The organism is Exiguobacterium sp. s194 (assembly GCF_018618275.1).
Classification (GTDB): domain Bacteria; phylum Bacillota; class Bacilli; order Exiguobacteriales; family Exiguobacteriaceae; genus Exiguobacterium; species Exiguobacterium chiriqhucha.
Map to the genome: position 1 here is coordinate 38,220 of NZ_JACSLT010000010.1, position 15,244 is coordinate 53,463.

General features: G+C 53.3%; 15 protein-coding genes. 14 read left to right on the forward strand and 1 reads right to left on the reverse strand.

Annotated elements, in window-relative coordinates; all coding sequences use genetic code 11:
• Positions 1 to 12 precede the first annotated feature (12 nt).
• On the reverse strand, positions 13 to 1,311 hold the full coding sequence (locus tag KNP85_RS12790; protein WP_035385685.1) for an ammonium transporter: 1,299 nt from the start codon (positions 1,309 to 1,311) through the stop codon (positions 13 to 15).
• Between the two features lie 129 nt (positions 1,312 to 1,440).
• On the opposite strand from KNP85_RS12790, the gene KNP85_RS12795 reads away from it, so the two are divergent.
• The 14 genes from KNP85_RS12795 (at position 1,441) to KNP85_RS12860 (ending at position 15,215) form a co-directional block, all read left to right on the forward strand.
• On the forward strand, positions 1,441 to 1,746 hold the full coding sequence (locus KNP85_RS12795; RefSeq protein WP_021066706.1) for a MerR family transcriptional regulator: 306 nt from the start codon (positions 1,441 to 1,443) through the stop codon (positions 1,744 to 1,746).
• 116 nt (positions 1,747 to 1,862) lie between these two features.
• Positions 1,863 to 2,912 (forward strand): uroporphyrinogen decarboxylase, encoded by a 1,050-nt coding sequence (gene hemE / locus KNP85_RS12800; protein WP_021066705.1) that lies wholly within the window; start codon positions 1,863 to 1,865, stop codon positions 2,910 to 2,912.
• The gene (hemH, locus tag KNP85_RS12805; protein ID WP_021066704.1) at positions 2,909 to 3,838 is read left to right on the forward strand and encodes a ferrochelatase; all 930 of its coding nucleotides are present in this window, start codon (positions 2,909 to 2,911) and stop codon (positions 3,836 to 3,838) included. The genes hemE and hemH overlap by 4 nt, the downstream gene beginning before the upstream one ends.
• Positions 3,831 to 5,216, forward strand: coding sequence for a protoporphyrinogen oxidase (gene hemG / locus KNP85_RS12810; RefSeq protein WP_214803336.1), 1,386 nt, complete (start codon positions 3,831 to 3,833; stop codon positions 5,214 to 5,216). The genes hemH and hemG overlap by 8 nt, the downstream gene beginning before the upstream one ends.
• A gap of 89 nt (positions 5,217 to 5,305) precedes the next feature.
• Positions 5,306 to 6,193, forward strand: a complete 888-nt coding sequence (locus KNP85_RS12815) for a Cof-type HAD-IIB family hydrolase (protein WP_251136295.1) — start codon at positions 5,306 to 5,308, stop codon at positions 6,191 to 6,193.
• Between the two features lie 68 nt (positions 6,194 to 6,261).
• The gene (gene lplA, locus KNP85_RS12820) at positions 6,262 to 7,251 is read left to right on the forward strand and encodes a lipoate--protein ligase (protein ID WP_214803341.1); all 990 of its coding nucleotides are present in this window, start codon (positions 6,262 to 6,264) and stop codon (positions 7,249 to 7,251) included.
• A 157-nt stretch (positions 7,252 to 7,408) separates the two neighbouring features.
• On the forward strand, positions 7,409 to 7,882 hold the full coding sequence (locus KNP85_RS12825; RefSeq protein WP_214803344.1) for a PTS sugar transporter subunit IIA: 474 nt from the start codon (positions 7,409 to 7,411) through the stop codon (positions 7,880 to 7,882).
• Positions 7,883 to 7,985: 103 nt separating this feature from the next.
• On the forward strand, positions 7,986 to 9,533 hold the full coding sequence (locus KNP85_RS12830; protein WP_214803347.1) for a long-chain-fatty-acid--CoA ligase: 1,548 nt from the start codon (positions 7,986 to 7,988) through the stop codon (positions 9,531 to 9,533).
• Positions 9,534 to 9,629: 96 nt separating this feature from the next.
• Entirely contained in the window at positions 9,630 to 9,932 is a 303-nt protein-coding gene (locus KNP85_RS12835) for a metal-sensitive transcriptional regulator (protein WP_021066698.1), read from the forward strand.
• Between the two features lie 12 nt (positions 9,933 to 9,944).
• Entirely contained in the window at positions 9,945 to 12,056 is a 2,112-nt protein-coding gene (locus KNP85_RS12840; protein ID WP_214803350.1) for a heavy metal translocating P-type ATPase, read from the forward strand.
• The gene (copZ, locus tag KNP85_RS12845; RefSeq protein ID WP_021066696.1) at positions 12,053 to 12,259 is read left to right on the forward strand and encodes a copper chaperone CopZ; all 207 of its coding nucleotides are present in this window, start codon (positions 12,053 to 12,055) and stop codon (positions 12,257 to 12,259) included. The genes KNP85_RS12840 and copZ overlap by 4 nt, the downstream gene beginning before the upstream one ends.
• A 345-nt stretch (positions 12,260 to 12,604) precedes the next feature.
• Complete coding sequence (locus tag KNP85_RS12850) at positions 12,605 to 13,267, forward strand: response regulator transcription factor (RefSeq protein ID WP_021066695.1); 663 nt, start codon at positions 12,605 to 12,607, stop codon at positions 13,265 to 13,267.
• Positions 13,264 to 14,643 (forward strand): sensor histidine kinase, encoded by a 1,380-nt coding sequence (locus tag KNP85_RS12855; RefSeq protein WP_058765793.1) that lies wholly within the window; start codon positions 13,264 to 13,266, stop codon positions 14,641 to 14,643. The genes KNP85_RS12850 and KNP85_RS12855 overlap by 4 nt, the downstream gene beginning before the upstream one ends.
• A gap of 122 nt (positions 14,644 to 14,765) precedes the next feature.
• Positions 14,766 to 15,215: a competence protein ComK gene (locus KNP85_RS12860; protein ID WP_021066693.1), complete on the forward strand. Its 450-nt coding sequence runs from the start codon at positions 14,766 to 14,768 to the stop codon at positions 15,213 to 15,215.
• Positions 15,216 to 15,244 lie beyond the last annotated feature (29 nt).

Consider the following 15,244-nt stretch of genomic DNA (forward strand, 5'->3'; position numbering starts at 1 on the left):
TGACTGTTGTCGTTATTTTTTTGGTGACATGACCGATACGCTCGACCCGAGAATTTTCGGGAGACGTGCCGGAGTTTCAGGTTCTGTCTCGACTTCACCGTATGCGGATACACCGTGCTCGGCGATGTCGAGGCCGATTTCTTCTTGTTCTTCCGTGACACGAAGACCGATCGTGACGTCGAGGAGTTTCAAGAAGGCGTAGCTACCGCCACCGGCGATGACCATCGCAATCAAGACGCCGAGTGCTTGCACACCGAGTTGAGTCAAGCCGCCGCCGTAGAAGAGGCCGGCCGAACCGATGCCTGTGATCTCGACCAAGCGAGGCGAGGCGAAGAATCCGAGCGCGAGCGTCCCGATGATTCCCGCGACACCGTGCACCGAGAAGGCGCAGAGCGGATCGTCAATATATTTCGCCATGAGGATGCTCGTACCGTACGTGGCAATCGAAGCGAGGGCACCGATGACGATGGCGGCCCAAGGTTCGACGAAGGCGCAGGCAGCGGTGATGGCGACGAGTGCCCCGAGGACACCGTTGACGATTGTCGGGATGTCGGCCGTTTTCTTGTGAATCATGACGACGGCGAGAGCGCCGAGAGCGCCGGCAGCCGTGGCGAGCATCGTCGTAAGAGCGACGTAACCGAAGAAGCCGTCCGCGACCGACATCGTCGATCCGGCATTGAAACCGAACCAGCAGAGCCAGAGCACGAGTCCACCGACGACCGTCAAGACGTGGTTATGACCGGCGAGTGATTCCGTTTTACGACGTGGTTTTAAGATGATGGTGGCCATAAGGGCAGCCATTCCGCCTTGAAGGTGGACGACAGCCGAACCGGCGAAGTCTTGCATGCCCATTGTCCCGAGAAGTCCACCAGCCCATACAGAGCGGGCGACGATTGGATACAGGATGGCGACGAAGAAGACGCCGAACAAGACGTATGCAGACAGTTTAGCCCGTTCTGCGAACCCGCCCCAGGCGATGGCGAGCGCTACGGCGACGAATGACAACTGGAACAAGAATTTGATGTCGATTGAGACGTTGGCCCAATCGAGGCTCGTGAACGATCCGTTCATGAAGAATCCTTCCGTCCCGAACCAGCGGGTCCCGTCCCCGAATGAGAGGCCGAAGCCGACAGCCCAAAAGGCGAGTGCCGCCACAGAGAGGCTGATGATTTGTTTGACTGCGACGTGCCCGGCGTTTTTAGCCCGGAGCGTCCCCGTCTCGAGCAACCCAAATCCAAGTTGCATCGTCAGGACGAGCAAAGCGGCGATGAGTACGAACAGCGTGTCCATATAATATAAGATGTCTTCCATGTTGCGATTCCTCCTTTTTTTCGATTGGTGATTCAAAAGTTGTTTTCAGTGTAAGACGAAAAATTCGACTTGGATTGCAATTTGTCAGATTATCTGACATAGTTTTTTTGTGAGGGAGGAGGACGAGCGATGGACTATAAGTCGAAGAAAGTAATTGGAATGGGCGTCATTACTGAACTGACGGGACTTTCGGAGCGACAAGTCCGCTATTATGAGTCAAAAGGGCTCGTCTTTCCAGAACGGACAAAAGGCGGTTCACGTAAATATTCTTTCCATGATGTGGAACGATTAATTGATGTGGCCTCGAAGCTTGAAGACGGCTGGCGGATTCAAGACATTAAAGATCGCGAGAAGCGTTTGTCGACGAAACAGCGTGACGATTTGATTCGTGGTCAGCTCAATTCGGCATTCCGCACGTATCCGCCAAAGAAATGACACAAAGAAAACACAATGAAAATGCTTCACATTAGCATTATTCTAATTAATTTCTGTATAATGTTTTTGAGTTCACATACCTATAGAAGAAGAGTGTAGGAGAATTATAGAGGGGAATGACGCGACGTATGAACGATACTATTTTGAAGGCGTTTAAAGGAGAGGCGACAGACTATGTGCCCGTCTGGTACATGCGCCAAGCCGGACGCTACCAACCAGAATATCGTGAGATCAAAAAAACGAGGACATTATTCGAAATCACGCATGATGCCGAATTGTGTGCCTACGTGACAGAGCTCCCGGTAAAACAACTAGGAGTCGACGCGGCCATTCTGTATAAAGATATTATGACGCCACTCCCGTCGATGGGCGTGGATGTGGAAATCAAGAGCGGCATCGGTCCGGTCATTGATAACCCGTACCGGACGATGGAAGACGTGGAACGCTTAAAACCGCTCAACACGGACGACATCTCGTACGTGTTCGAGACGATCCGTTTGCTTCGGGAACGTTTGGAAGTCCCGCTCATCGGGTTCTCGGGCGCACCGTTCACACTCGCGAGTTATATGATTGAAGGCGGCCCATCGAAGAGTTACCATCGGACGAAAGCGCTCATGTACGCTGAGCCGGACGTATGGAACGCACTTATGGAGAAGCTTGGCGACATGGTCATCACGTATGCGACGGCGCAGGCGGAGGCTGGCATCCAAGCGTTCCAGTTGTTCGACTCATGGGTCGGGACGCTTAGCCGCAAAGATTATGTTCGTTATATTAAACCAACGACAGAACGGATCTTCACCGAGTTGCGCAAGCTCGACATCCCGCTCATCATGCACGGTGTCGGAGCGAGCCATCTCGTCGAAGAGTGGCAAGACCAGCCGCTCGACGTCGTCGGACTCGACTGGCGTCTGTCGATTCAAGAAGCGCGTGACCGCGGCATCACGAAAGCGGTCCAAGGCAACCTTGACCCGTCATTCTTGCTGGCTCCGTGGCCGATCATCGAAGCGAAAGTGAAAGAAATCCTCGATGAGGGGATGAAACAACCTGGATACGTCTTCAACTTGGGACATGGGGTGTTCCCGGAAGTCGATCCGTCTGTGCTCGTCAAATTGACAGCATTTATCCATGACTACTCACGTGAAAAAATGGGAGGCAAATCATTATGAAAACCGTCGGATTACTCGTAATGGCTTATGGGACACCGTACAAACCTGAAGATATCGAGCGCTACTATACGCACATTCGTTATGGCCGCAAGCCTTCACCGGAAGCACTCCAAGACTTGACGGAGCGCTATGAGGCCATCGGTGGCGTGTCGCCGCTCGCGAAAATCACAATCGATCAAGCGGAGACGCTCCGTGACATCTTGAACGAGCGCCACGTGGGCGAAATCGACTTCAAGCTCTATATCGGGCTCAAGCACATCGAACCGTTCGTAGAAGACGCGGTCGCGCAAATGGCGAACGACGGCATCAAAGAAGCGGTCTCGGTCGTATTGGCCCCGCACTACTCGTCATACAGCGTCAAGTCGTACAACGGACGGGCGCATGAAGAAGCCGCGAAATACGGCATCGAGATCCGTTCGGTCGAATCGTGGTACGATGAGCCGAAATTCATCAATTGGTGGGCGGAAGCCATCAAAACGACGTTCGCGAACTTGCCGGTGCCGGCTGAGAAGGCTTGCTTGATCGTCTCGGCGCACAGTCTGCCAGAGAAGATTTTGGCAGGTGGCGACCCGTATCCGGATCAATTGAAAGAAACGGCTGACAAAATCGCCCAAGCGGCGGGCGTACCGAACTATGAGGTCGGTTGGCAGTCGGAAGGCAACACGCCTGACCCGTGGATCGGGCCGGACGTCCAAGATTTGACGGCTGAACTTTATGAAAAGCATGGCTATGAAGCGTTCGTTTACACGCCGGTCGGATTTGTCGCGGATCACCTCGAGGTGCTCTTCGATAACGACGTGGAATGTAAAGTCGTCTGTGACCGCCTCGGCGTTCACTACGCGCGTCCTAACATGCCAAACGCGGAGCGGAGCTTCATTGAAGCCATCGCCGATCGCATGGAAAGCGTGATTGTACATCATGCGTAATGTAACGATTGTCGGTGGTGGGATCACAGGTCTCACCGCCGCTTTTTATGCCGAGCGTTATTTACCGAACGACGTCACGATCAAGCTCGTCGAGACGAGCGGACGGTTAGGCGGAAAAATCGATACGTTTGAAACGGGGGAATTTGCGGTCGAACGAGGGCCCGACTCGTACGTGTTCCGCAAGACAGCGATGACGGATTTGATTCATGACGTCGGTCTCGGCGATGAAATCGTCCGAAACGGGGTCGGTCAAGCGTACGTGCTCCATCATGACGGGCTGCATCCGATTCCGAAACAGACGGTCATGGGCATCCCGCTCGACGTCGATGCGTTCAAGGACACGACACTCTTATCGGACGAAGAACATGCCGCACTCCGGGCGATGCTCTTATCGCCACCGGACGTCGAAGCACCGGAAACGGACGTCTCCCTTGGCTTGTACTTGCGTGAACGGGTCGGGGACCCGATCGTCGACCGGCTGATCGAACCGCTTCTTTCCGGGATTTACGCGGGAGACATCGATCAAATGAGCGCCTTGTCGACGTTCCCACAGTTTATCGAAGGCGAGAAGAAACATGGGAACTTGTATGAAGGGATGCGTCACTTGCGTCCTGAACAACGGGTCGCGGAAGTCGGCGCCAAGAAAGTTGGACAGTTCGCTTCACTCAAGCGAGGATTGAAGTCGCTCACTGATCGTCTTGCCGAGCGACTAGAGCGCACCGAAATCATCTTGAACTGTTCGGTCGAACAAGTCGAGGAGATTGAAGGCGGCTATCGCCTGCTGACGAATCGAGGCGATATCGAGTCCGACCACCTCATCTTGACGGTCCCGCCCCGGCTCATCCGTCAGTTCTTACCGAAAGTCGACAGTAATTTTCTCGCGGATATGAAACCGCACGCGACAGCGACGTGTTCGCTCGTATTCAAAGAAGACGATATCGAGCTGCCGTTCGTCGGGACGGGCTTCGTCACGAGCCAAGAGGCGGATGTGACGATTACGGCGTGCACGTTCATCGACCAAAAATGGCCGCATGCCGTGCCGGAAGGGTATCACGTCCTGCGCGTCTTTCTCGGACGTCCGGACGCCGATGAGATCGTCGATGCGTCCGATGAGGAGATTGTCGCGACGGCGTTACGTGACCTTGGCGGCTTGATGACGATTAAAGCAGCGCCGCTCGAGACGGTCGTCAGCCGGCTCCGGGACGGGTTGCCACCTTACGCCGTCTTCCATTCCGACCGGGTCCGCGCGTTGCGCGCCGAGATGGGCCGCGTCTATCCAGGGATCTTGCTCGCAGGCATCGCCTATGACGGAATCGGCATGCCAGACTGCATCAAGAGCGTCCATGAACAAATCAAAGCGCTCGCAGAAGAAGGTTAAAGATTCGTGAAGGGAGGTGTCGGATTATTCCGATGGCCTCTCTTTTTGTTATAGTTATAAGCGAAACAGAAAAAGAGGAGTGGATGTTGATGACAACGTACAAATTGTTCGTATCCGATATGGATGGCACGATCCTGCACAACCACACGAAAATTGCACCCGAGACGGCAGAAATCGTCCGTGCGGCAGAAGCACAAGGGATTCGCTTTGCGATTGCGACGGGACGCAATTACTTCAACGCGAAAGAGATTCTCGACGAGGTGGGCCTCACGTGCCCGATCGTCTCTTCGAACGGCGGTCGCGTGCTGACGGAAACGGGTGAAGTGCTTCATGAAATCGATTTGACGACAGAAGAAGCGCTCGAAGTCGTGTCGGTGTTGCATCAAGACCACAAATATTCGGACGTCTTCTATGAAATGTATTCAGAGGCGGGCCTCGTCGCGAGCCGACTCGATTTGATCGATGCGACGATGGAGAACTTGAAGCAGAACGGCGATGAGCGGTCGCTCGAGATGTATGAGTTCTTCCAAAAACGTTATTACGTCAACGAGGACGTCCGTCTCGTCGAAGACATCGAGGATTTCATCAAGAATGAGGCCGGACGCGTCTATAAATTCATCGCTTTTTCGAGTCATTTCGAGAAGATGTCCTCACTGTGGAAGGAAATCGATGAGCGCGTGGAAGGCGTTTACGTTACGTCTTCAGGCAATGACAATATCGAAGTCATGGCGAACGGGGCCGATAAAGGGCACGGCGTCAAAAAATTGGCCGAGCATTTCGGCTTCGATTTATCGGAAGTGGTCGTCATCGGGGACAACTTGAACGATGTCCCGATGTTTGAGGTGGCCGGTAAAGCAATCGCGATGGGCAATAGTCACGAAGACTTGATTGCCATTAGCCACCACGTCACAGAGCGTCATGACGAATACGGCGTCGCGAACGCATTGAAGCGCGTCATGAACGGGGAATGGAAGTAAACAAGTTGTAGCGCCGGGCCGCCGTCTCGTATAATACAATTAACGATTATCCTTAGGAGGAACCTACTGTGAAATTTATTTTCAACCCGGATATCCGGGATCCGAAACTCAACTTGGCGGTCGAGGAGTATATCCTCAAACATTTGAACGTCGAGCATGAGGATTATTTCTTGTTCTATATTAACGGCCCGTCGATCATCATCGGCAAGAACCAGAACACATCAGAAGAAGTTAACTTGAAGTATATCGAAGAGCACGGGATCGACGTCGTCCGTCGTTTGTCGGGCGGCGGTGCTGTCTATCATGATGAGGGCAACTTGAACTTCAGCTTCATCACAAAAGATGACGGCAACTCGTTCAACAACTATAAGAAGTTCACGCAACCGATTGTCGACGCCTTGAAGCAGCTCGGCGTCGAGGCGGAGTTGACGGGACGTAACGATATCCAAGTCGGCGAACGGAAAATCAGCGGTAACGCTCAGTTCACGACGCGCGGCCGTATGTTCAGCCACGGAACACTCATGTTCAACTCGAACATCGAGGAAGTCGTCAACTCGCTCAACGTCTCGGAAGAGAAGATGCGTTCAAAAGGCATCAAGTCGGTCCGTAGCCGTGTCGCCAACATCACGGAGTTCTTAGAAGAAGAGATGGCGATGGAGCACTTTGTCGAGGCGCTGCTCCATTCGATTTATGACGGACAGGAACCAGAACGTTACGTGCTTCGCGATGAGGACTGGGAAATTGTTCAGGATATCTCGAAAGAGCGCTATGCGAACTGGGACTGGAACTTCGGGAAATCGCCGAAGTTTGATGTCGAGTCGAAACGTCGATTCCCGATCGGTACGATTGACGTCCGCTTGAACGTTAACAAGGGTACAATCACGGAAGCGAAAATCTATGGGGACTTCTTCGGTGTCGGGGATATCCATGACGTCGAACAAGCCCTCGTCGGAACGCGGTTCGAACGCGGCGCGATTCGGGAACAATTGTCACAGCTTGACGTCAAACATTACTTCGGCAACGTCGAGCTCGAAGAACTCGTCGATCTCATTAGCTGAAGCGGGTTTTCATGCAGAAGGGCCTCCCTACAGAGGTCCTTCTTTTTGGCGTTTTCGTGACAGGTTGTCTGGACCGTTGCGTGTCGTTCCGGCGAGGCGTATCATAATCAGTGCAAGCGCTTTCGTGAGATGGAGTCAACCAATGGGAGGAAACGATATGTATCGATTTATCACCGAATGGATGGACACGAATTTGATGTGGGTGACGGAGCAACCGACATTTGATCTCGCCGTCCAAGCGATTGGACTTGAACTCGAAGGTCGAGGTATCGTCAATGACACGTTCGCGCGCGTCGTGACGGAGCAAGAGCGGACGATCCCGTCGGGCGTTACCGATGTCGCCGTACCGGTCGCTGTCGTCGATGTACCGCTTCACGTCTCAAAACAAGACGGCATCACCTTGTTGCATCTCAATCAACCGTTTGCGATGCAGACGATTGCGGGAGAGAGTATTCGGGCCGAAGCGATTTTCTTCATCACGGCGACGACGGAAGCGAAACAGTCGGCGCTCCATAAGTTGATGGACGACTTGCTCATGGACGATGAGACGTTACAGGCGCTCGTGCACGTACAGAGCCGGACCGGATTGTATCATTTGCAGACGATGGACTTGAAAGCGTTTTCTTATTGAGGCGTTTCATGTACAATGAAGATAACTGAAAAAGAGCGCGGCTGCCGTGCTCTTTTTTACGGCTCAAAAGTGAATAGTCATTCATTTTCAAAGGGGGATTATCATGGCAAACTTAGTCACGGCACTACAAGGCGTTGTGGCCGCGCATCCGAACAAGGCGGCCTACGTGTTTGGGGAAGACACGGTCAGCTACGGACAGTTCTATGGACAAGTCGAGGCGATGGCGGCGACGCTCGAGCAAAAAGGCATCGGTCAAGGCGACCACGTCGCGCTCGTCCTCGGCAACAGCCCCGCGTTCTTGGTTTCGTATTTCGCGGTGCTCGCCCGAGGTGGGGTCGTCATTCCGATCAACCCTACATACACACCGGACGAGATGGCCTACATCTTGCTCGATGGCGACGTGAAAGCGATTGTCGCGTTGTCGCCGCTCGTCGCGCAAGCGGAAGCCGCACTCACGAAATTACCGCAACTCCGACTCGTCATCTCGGTCCCGTATGCAGACGTACCGGCGTTGAAGCGGGATGGGGACATCGAGTTCTTACCGTTCAGCGAGGCGTTCGCGACGACGAAAGTTGAAGTGGTCGAAGTCGATGAGGAAGAGGTCGCTGTCATCCTGTATACGAGCGGGACGACCGGGAAACCGAAAGGCGCCTTGTTGACACATCTCAACTTGTTCTCGAACGCCCATTCGATTGGGGAGTATTTGGAGATCACGCCGGAAGACAAAGCGCTCGCCGCCTTACCGATGTTCCACGTCTTCTGTTTGACGGTCATCGTCAACGCACCGCTCCTGCGCGGGGCGACGATTGTCATCTTGCCAAAATTCTCACCGCAGGACGTGTTCGACCTCGTCCCAAAACATCGCGTCAGCATTTTTGCCGGTGTCCCGACGATGTACAACTTCCTGTTGCAGACGGCGATGAAAGTTCCAGCATACGCTTCGGCGCTCAAGCACGTCCGCGTCTTCGTATCCGGTGGAGCGAGTCTGCCGGTACAGTTGCTCGAATCGTTCGAGCAAAAGTTCGAGTGTAAGATTCTCGAAGGATACGGTCTGTCCGAGGCGTCACCGGTCACGTGTTTCAATCCGCTCCACGGCGAGCGGAAAGCCGGATCGATTGGTCCGTCAATCGTCCACGTCGAGAACAAGGTCGTCGACGAACTCGGCGAAGAGGTCGGGATCGACGAGGTCGGTGAACTGATCGTCCGTGGACCGAACGTGATGAAAGGCTATTATAAACTACCGGAAGAGACGTCGATGACGCTTCGCGACGGGTGGCTCTATACAGGCGACTTGGCGAAACGTGACAAAGACGGTTACTTTTATATCGTCGACCGGAAGAAGGACATGGTCATCGTCGGGGGCTATAACGTCTATCCGCGCGAAGTCGAAGAAGTGCTTTATCAACATCCGGGCATCGTCGAAGCAGCCGTCATCGGGGTACCGGATGCCGAACAAGGGGAAGCGGTCAAAGCGTTCATCGTCACGCGAGACGAACAGGTGACGCTCGACGAGATCCGAGCGTTCGCGGCGACGAAACTGGCGAAGTACAAACAGCCGACGCACATCGAGATCATCGAGGAGCTGCCGCGGAACACGACCGGGAAGATTTTACGGACCGTCTTGAAGAGCGAGCAATTCCAACGCAATTGACGGGAGAGAAGGACGACGAAATCAGTCGTCCTTTTTTTGTTCAAAAGATTTGACACCGTTACCGGGTAGGGGTATATTGGTGGTGAGGTGATAATCATGGAAGAATTCATGCATGACCAACCAATCGTTCCGCGTGAAGACGCAGAACGTGAAGCGCTCAGCAAACGGCTGCGCCGGATCGAAGGACAAGTACGTGGGATTCAAAAGATGGTCGAGAGCGACCGCTACTGCGTCGACATTTTGACCCAGACGTCAGCCATTCAAGCGGCACTCAAACAAGTCGAGATGCAACTGCTCGAACGTCACATGCGTAAATGTTTAGTCCATGCGAGTGAAACGGAAGACATGGACCCGTACATTGACGAATTGATGACAATCGTCAGCCGCATCAAGAAGTAAGGAGGTGTTCCGATGAAAACCGTCGAACTGTCGATTCAAGGGATGACATGCGCCGCATGCTCGGCCCGCATCGAGAAAGTGTTAAATAAAATGGACGGTGTTGAAGCGACCGTCAACTTGCCGCTCGAGACGGCGACGATTCGCGTCGACGACGGCATCACCGAAGACGAACTGATCGCCCGCATTGAAAAAATCGGTTACGGTGCAGAACGAAAGGCGGAACTGACGCCAAAACACGACCTGCGCCCGCTCGAGCGAAAAGTGCTCATCTCGGCGCTGTTGTCGGCACCGCTTCTGCTCGTCATGATTACGCACATCCCAGGTGTGACGTTCCAGGCCGATTGGCTGATGAGCCCGTGGTGGCAATTCGCACTCGCCACGCCGGTCCAGTTTTGGATTGGGGCCCAGTTTTATAAGGGTGCTTATAAGAGTTTGAAGAGCGGCGCGGCCAATATGGACGTGCTCGTGGCGACCGGGACGTCGGCGGCTTATTTTTACTCCGTCTTCGAGATGCTCGCCCATCCGATGCATCCGTCACTTTATTTTGAGACGAGTGCTGTCCTAATCACGCTCGTATTGCTCGGGAAATGGTTAGAGGCCCGAGCGAAAGAGAAAACGACGGACGCGCTCAAATCGCTCCTGTCGTTACAGGCAAAAGAGGCGATTTTACTCGTCGATGGTGTCGAACGCTCGGTCGCGATCGATTTGGTCAAAGCCGGTGACGTCATCGTCGTTCGTCCAGGTGAGAAAGTGCCGGTCGATGGGAAAATCGTCGAAGGAGAGACGGTCATCGATGAGTCGATGCTGACCGGGGAGTCAATCCCATCCGAGAAAACTGTCGGAGCTGACGTCGTCGGCGGAACGATTAACCGTTCACATCGGGTGTTGATGGTCGCCGAACGTGTCGGTAGCGAGACGATGCTCGCTCAAATTGTCCGCGTCGTCGAACAGGCCCAAACGGACAAGGCGCCGATTCAGCGGCAGGCCGACCGGATTTCGGGTGTGTTCGTCCCGATCGTCGTCGCCATCAGCGCCTTGACGTTCGCGGTGTGGACACTCGGGTTCAACGATTTAGATATGGCAATTCGGGCCTCGATCGCCGTCCTCGTCATCGCCTGTCCGTGTGCGCTCGGTTTGGCGACCCCGACATCGATTATGGTCGGGACAGGCCGTGCCGCCGAACAAGGCGTCTTATTTAAAGGTGGTGGCCAACTCGAATCGTTGAACGGTGTCGACATCGTTGTCTTCGATAAGACGGGGACACTCACGAAAGGGACGCCGGAAGTGGTGGCGACGTTCGGAGACGCGGCGTTCTTGAAGTTGGCCATCATGGCCGAACGCCAGTCGACACATCCGCTCGCCGAGGCAATCGGTCGTGGTGAAGGAAGCGGCCAGGTTGAACGTGTCGAAGAGTTGGCCGGTCGAGGATTGAAAGCGGTCGTGGATGGGAAACCTCTACGTATCGGTTCGGTCCGCATGATGCAAGAAGCCGGATTCGCCTTACCGGACTGGGACATGCAGGCGATGACGCCTGTCTATGTGGCCGACGAGTCTGGAATCGTCGCGGCGTTCGGTCTACAAGATCAATTGAAAGAGCGGAGCCGTGCCGTCGTGCAACATCTAGCCTTGACGAGACAAGTGTACGTCTTGACCGGTGACCGCAAAGAAGTCGCATTTGATATCGCCCGTCAACTCGGGATTCCCGAAACGAACGTCATCGCCGAGGTGCTACCGGTCGAGAAAGCGGATCACGTCGAAGCGTTGAAGCGCCAAGGACGTGTCGCCATGGTCGGGGACGGCATGAATGATGCGCCGGCTCTCGCCGTCGCGGATGTCGGCATCGCGTTCGGAAGCGGGACGGATGTCGCGTTAGAAGCGGCTGACGTCACAGTGATGGGACAAGACATCGAGGGCGTGAACCGTGCCATCGAAATGAGTTCATTGACGATGCGCAACATTCGGCAAAACCTGTTCTGGGCGCTGGCCTATAACAGTCTGGGCATCCCGATTGCAGCGGCGGGTCTACTCGCCCCTTGGATTGCTGGGGCAGCGATGGCGTTCAGTTCGGTCTCTGTCGTCTTGAATGCGTTACGATTGAAAACACAAGGAGGAAAATCAACATGAATGAAACGACCTTAAAAGTAGAAGGTATGACATGCAACCATTGCAAAGCAGCGGTCGAAGGGGCGCTGACGGAATTAGACGGCGTCGAATCAGCGATCGTCTCGCTCCAGGACCATCGGGTCGATGTCATCCATAACGATAAAATCTCGAAACAAGCGATGATTGAAGCCATCGAAGAACAAGGCTACGACGTCAACGCATGATTCAAAGTTCTCGCCTGACGGCGGGAGCTTTTTTTGTGATGTTCAAGCGAGTCAAAACATGCTATATTATAGGTGATAATGAGAATCGATATCAATGGGGAGGGTGGGGACAAGATGGAACTCGTAATGATTAGCGGCGTACTGGCCTTACTAAGTGGAGGCACAGTATTCCTCGCGCAACAGATGCGCACTCGGCCGACACGGTAAGGAAGGGGAGACCCTTCTTTTTTTGTCGATTCGTTGACGTGTGGCGAGCACATTCAGCGCCCAAGAAACGACCCCATTCCCATCTTTTGTCCATAATTGTTTGATATGATATGTAAAAACGTTGCAGAGGTGACTCGAATGTACACAATTTATTTAGTGGATGACGAAATCAATTTGAACAAAATGCTCGTCACATATTTGGAGCAGGAAGGGTATCGCGTTCGGTCGTTCACGGACGGAATCTCGGCTCAAGCTGCCATCAAGGACGAGCCGGATCTATGGGTGCTCGATATCATGCTTCCAGACTTGGACGGGTTCCAACTGTTGAAACAAATCAAGGCGACGAACGCCTTCACGCCGACGATCTTTATTTCGGCACGTGACGAAGACATCGATAAAATCATCGGGCTCGAGATGGGGTCTGACGATTACATCGCCAAACCGTTCTTGCCGCGCGAGCTTGTCATCCGGGTGAAGAAGTTGATTGACCGGGTATACGGCTCAAAATCGAACGAACATATCGAGTATGGGGAATATACGATTTATCCCGAGAAACGTCTCATCCGACACGAACAGGATGAAATCGATTTGACGTCGAAAGAGTTCGACTTATTGCTCCTCTTCCTCGAACACCCGGGTTCGGCGTTGTCGCGTGAACAGATTCTCGAAGGCGTCTGGGGCCATGACTATTTCGGTTCGGACCGCGTCGTCGATGATTTGGTGCGGCGCCTGCGGAAGAAATTGCATCGCTTGGAGCTCGAGACGCTTTATGGCGTCGGTTATCGACTCGTTAAGCCATGAAGCTCGATCACCTTCAGCCGAAGCGGCTCATGTGGAAAATCTGGGTGTTGATTCTCCTCATCATCGTGACGCTCGCCTTGATGATTTTATTGACGATTCGTTCCTCAATCACGCAGTTTATCGATGAACAAGTGTATGAGACGTTACAAGATGTCGATTATTACCTGGGTAATACGAACGAGTTGGAAAATATCCCGCAAAATCCGATTGAATATGACCGTCGCCAACAAGAGTCCCGTTCGGTCAACCAGCTCATCTTTCTGCCGAACGGACGAATCATTTATGGGTCGGCCCCACTCGAACTGACGAACCGGATGTATCAAGAGGCGATCGAACAGACGAGCGAGGTCGCTAAATATCAGACGACGATTGACGGAGAGGATGTCTACTATATCATCCGTCAAAACGAATACGACGGGGAGCTCATCTATCAGGCATCTTATGCGTGGGACGCCTATCGCCGTGAGCTCGTCTCGACGCTCTACTGGCGCATCTCGATTTTAATCGGGGTCATCAGCTTGCTGTCGTTGATTCCAGCCTTATGGATGTCGCGTGAGCTGACGAAGCCGATCGTCGAGATGGAACGGGCGGTCGAAAAAATCTCGAACCGTCAATGGGAGACGGTGCTCCCGCTCGCCCGTCAAGACGAGCTCGGCCAATTGGCCCGCTCGATTGACGCGATGCGGCAAGAGTTGCAAGAGCAGGACGTGGCCCAACAGGCGTTGCTTCAAAACATCTCCCACGACTTGAAGACGCCAATCATGGTCATCCGTGGTTACGCCCAATCGATCGGGGACGGCATCTATCCGACCGGAGACTTGAAAGGGTCGGCCGAAGTCATTGATGAAGAGGCATCGCGTCTCGAGAAGAAAGTCGTCGATTTGTTGTACGTCACCAAGCTGGAATATTTCAAAGGCCAAGAGATGCGACTTGAACCAATCAATCTTGATAAATTGGTGGAGCTGCTCGTCAGCCGGTTCAAATTGCGTGGCAACTTGGACTGGACGGTCGAAGGACATGCCGGTGAGATGCTCGGTGATGGGGAACAGATTCGCGTCGCGTTCGAGAACGTGCTCGATAACGCCTTGCGCTACGCCGAATCGAGGATTCATATCCGTCTGTCTCACACTGAGGCAGGCGTCGAGATTACGATTGAGAACGATGGTCCACCGGTCGATGAGAACCTCGATTTGTTCCATCAATTCTCACGCGGAAAACAAGGAAAGTTTGGGCTCGGTCTCTTCATCGTTCAACGGATTGTGACGCTCCATGAGGGGACGGTCGCCTTGGGAAATACGAGTGACGGAGTTGCTGTACATTTTCACTTTCCGCCATCGAATTCGAATCCAAAACTAAAGTTAGATCATCGAAATTAAAAAATCAGCCACTCGTTGGCTGATTTTTTTAGTGGGAAATGTTTGAGCTCGATTTGTGGAAACGGTGACTCCTTGGTATGAATGAGAGGTAAGGCAATACATCCATGATGGAGGCAGATCAGATGACTCAGTTGACGAATGAAACAAGAGCTTTGATTCCGGTGTTTAATGAGTACGGGGAGGCGGAGACGCTCGTCTATCAATCCGATGGTGTCCGACGCTTAAAAGGCTCACCCCTTCACTTACTCGAATCCGCCTGTCTGTATTACGGTTCAAGTATCCAAGGACGGATTGAAGCGGCCCGTGACGTACTCGGACCGCACCGGAAAACGCCCGTCATCATGGATTGGCATGCAGATGCCGTATTTTTCCCGACCATTGCCAAAGAAAGCCCCGACTGTGCCTGGATCAACTTCTCTCAAGTCTATGATGCGGAGAAGAGCGGAAAAGGGAGCCGAATTATCTTTCATTCAGGTGAATCGGTCGAAGTGCCGGTGTCGAATCATACCGTCTATAAGCAGAAGCAGCGTTCCATCGAGTTATCGTATTCGTTTCAAAAACGCTTTCACTGAAACACATTCAATCAGGTTTAAAGATTGAA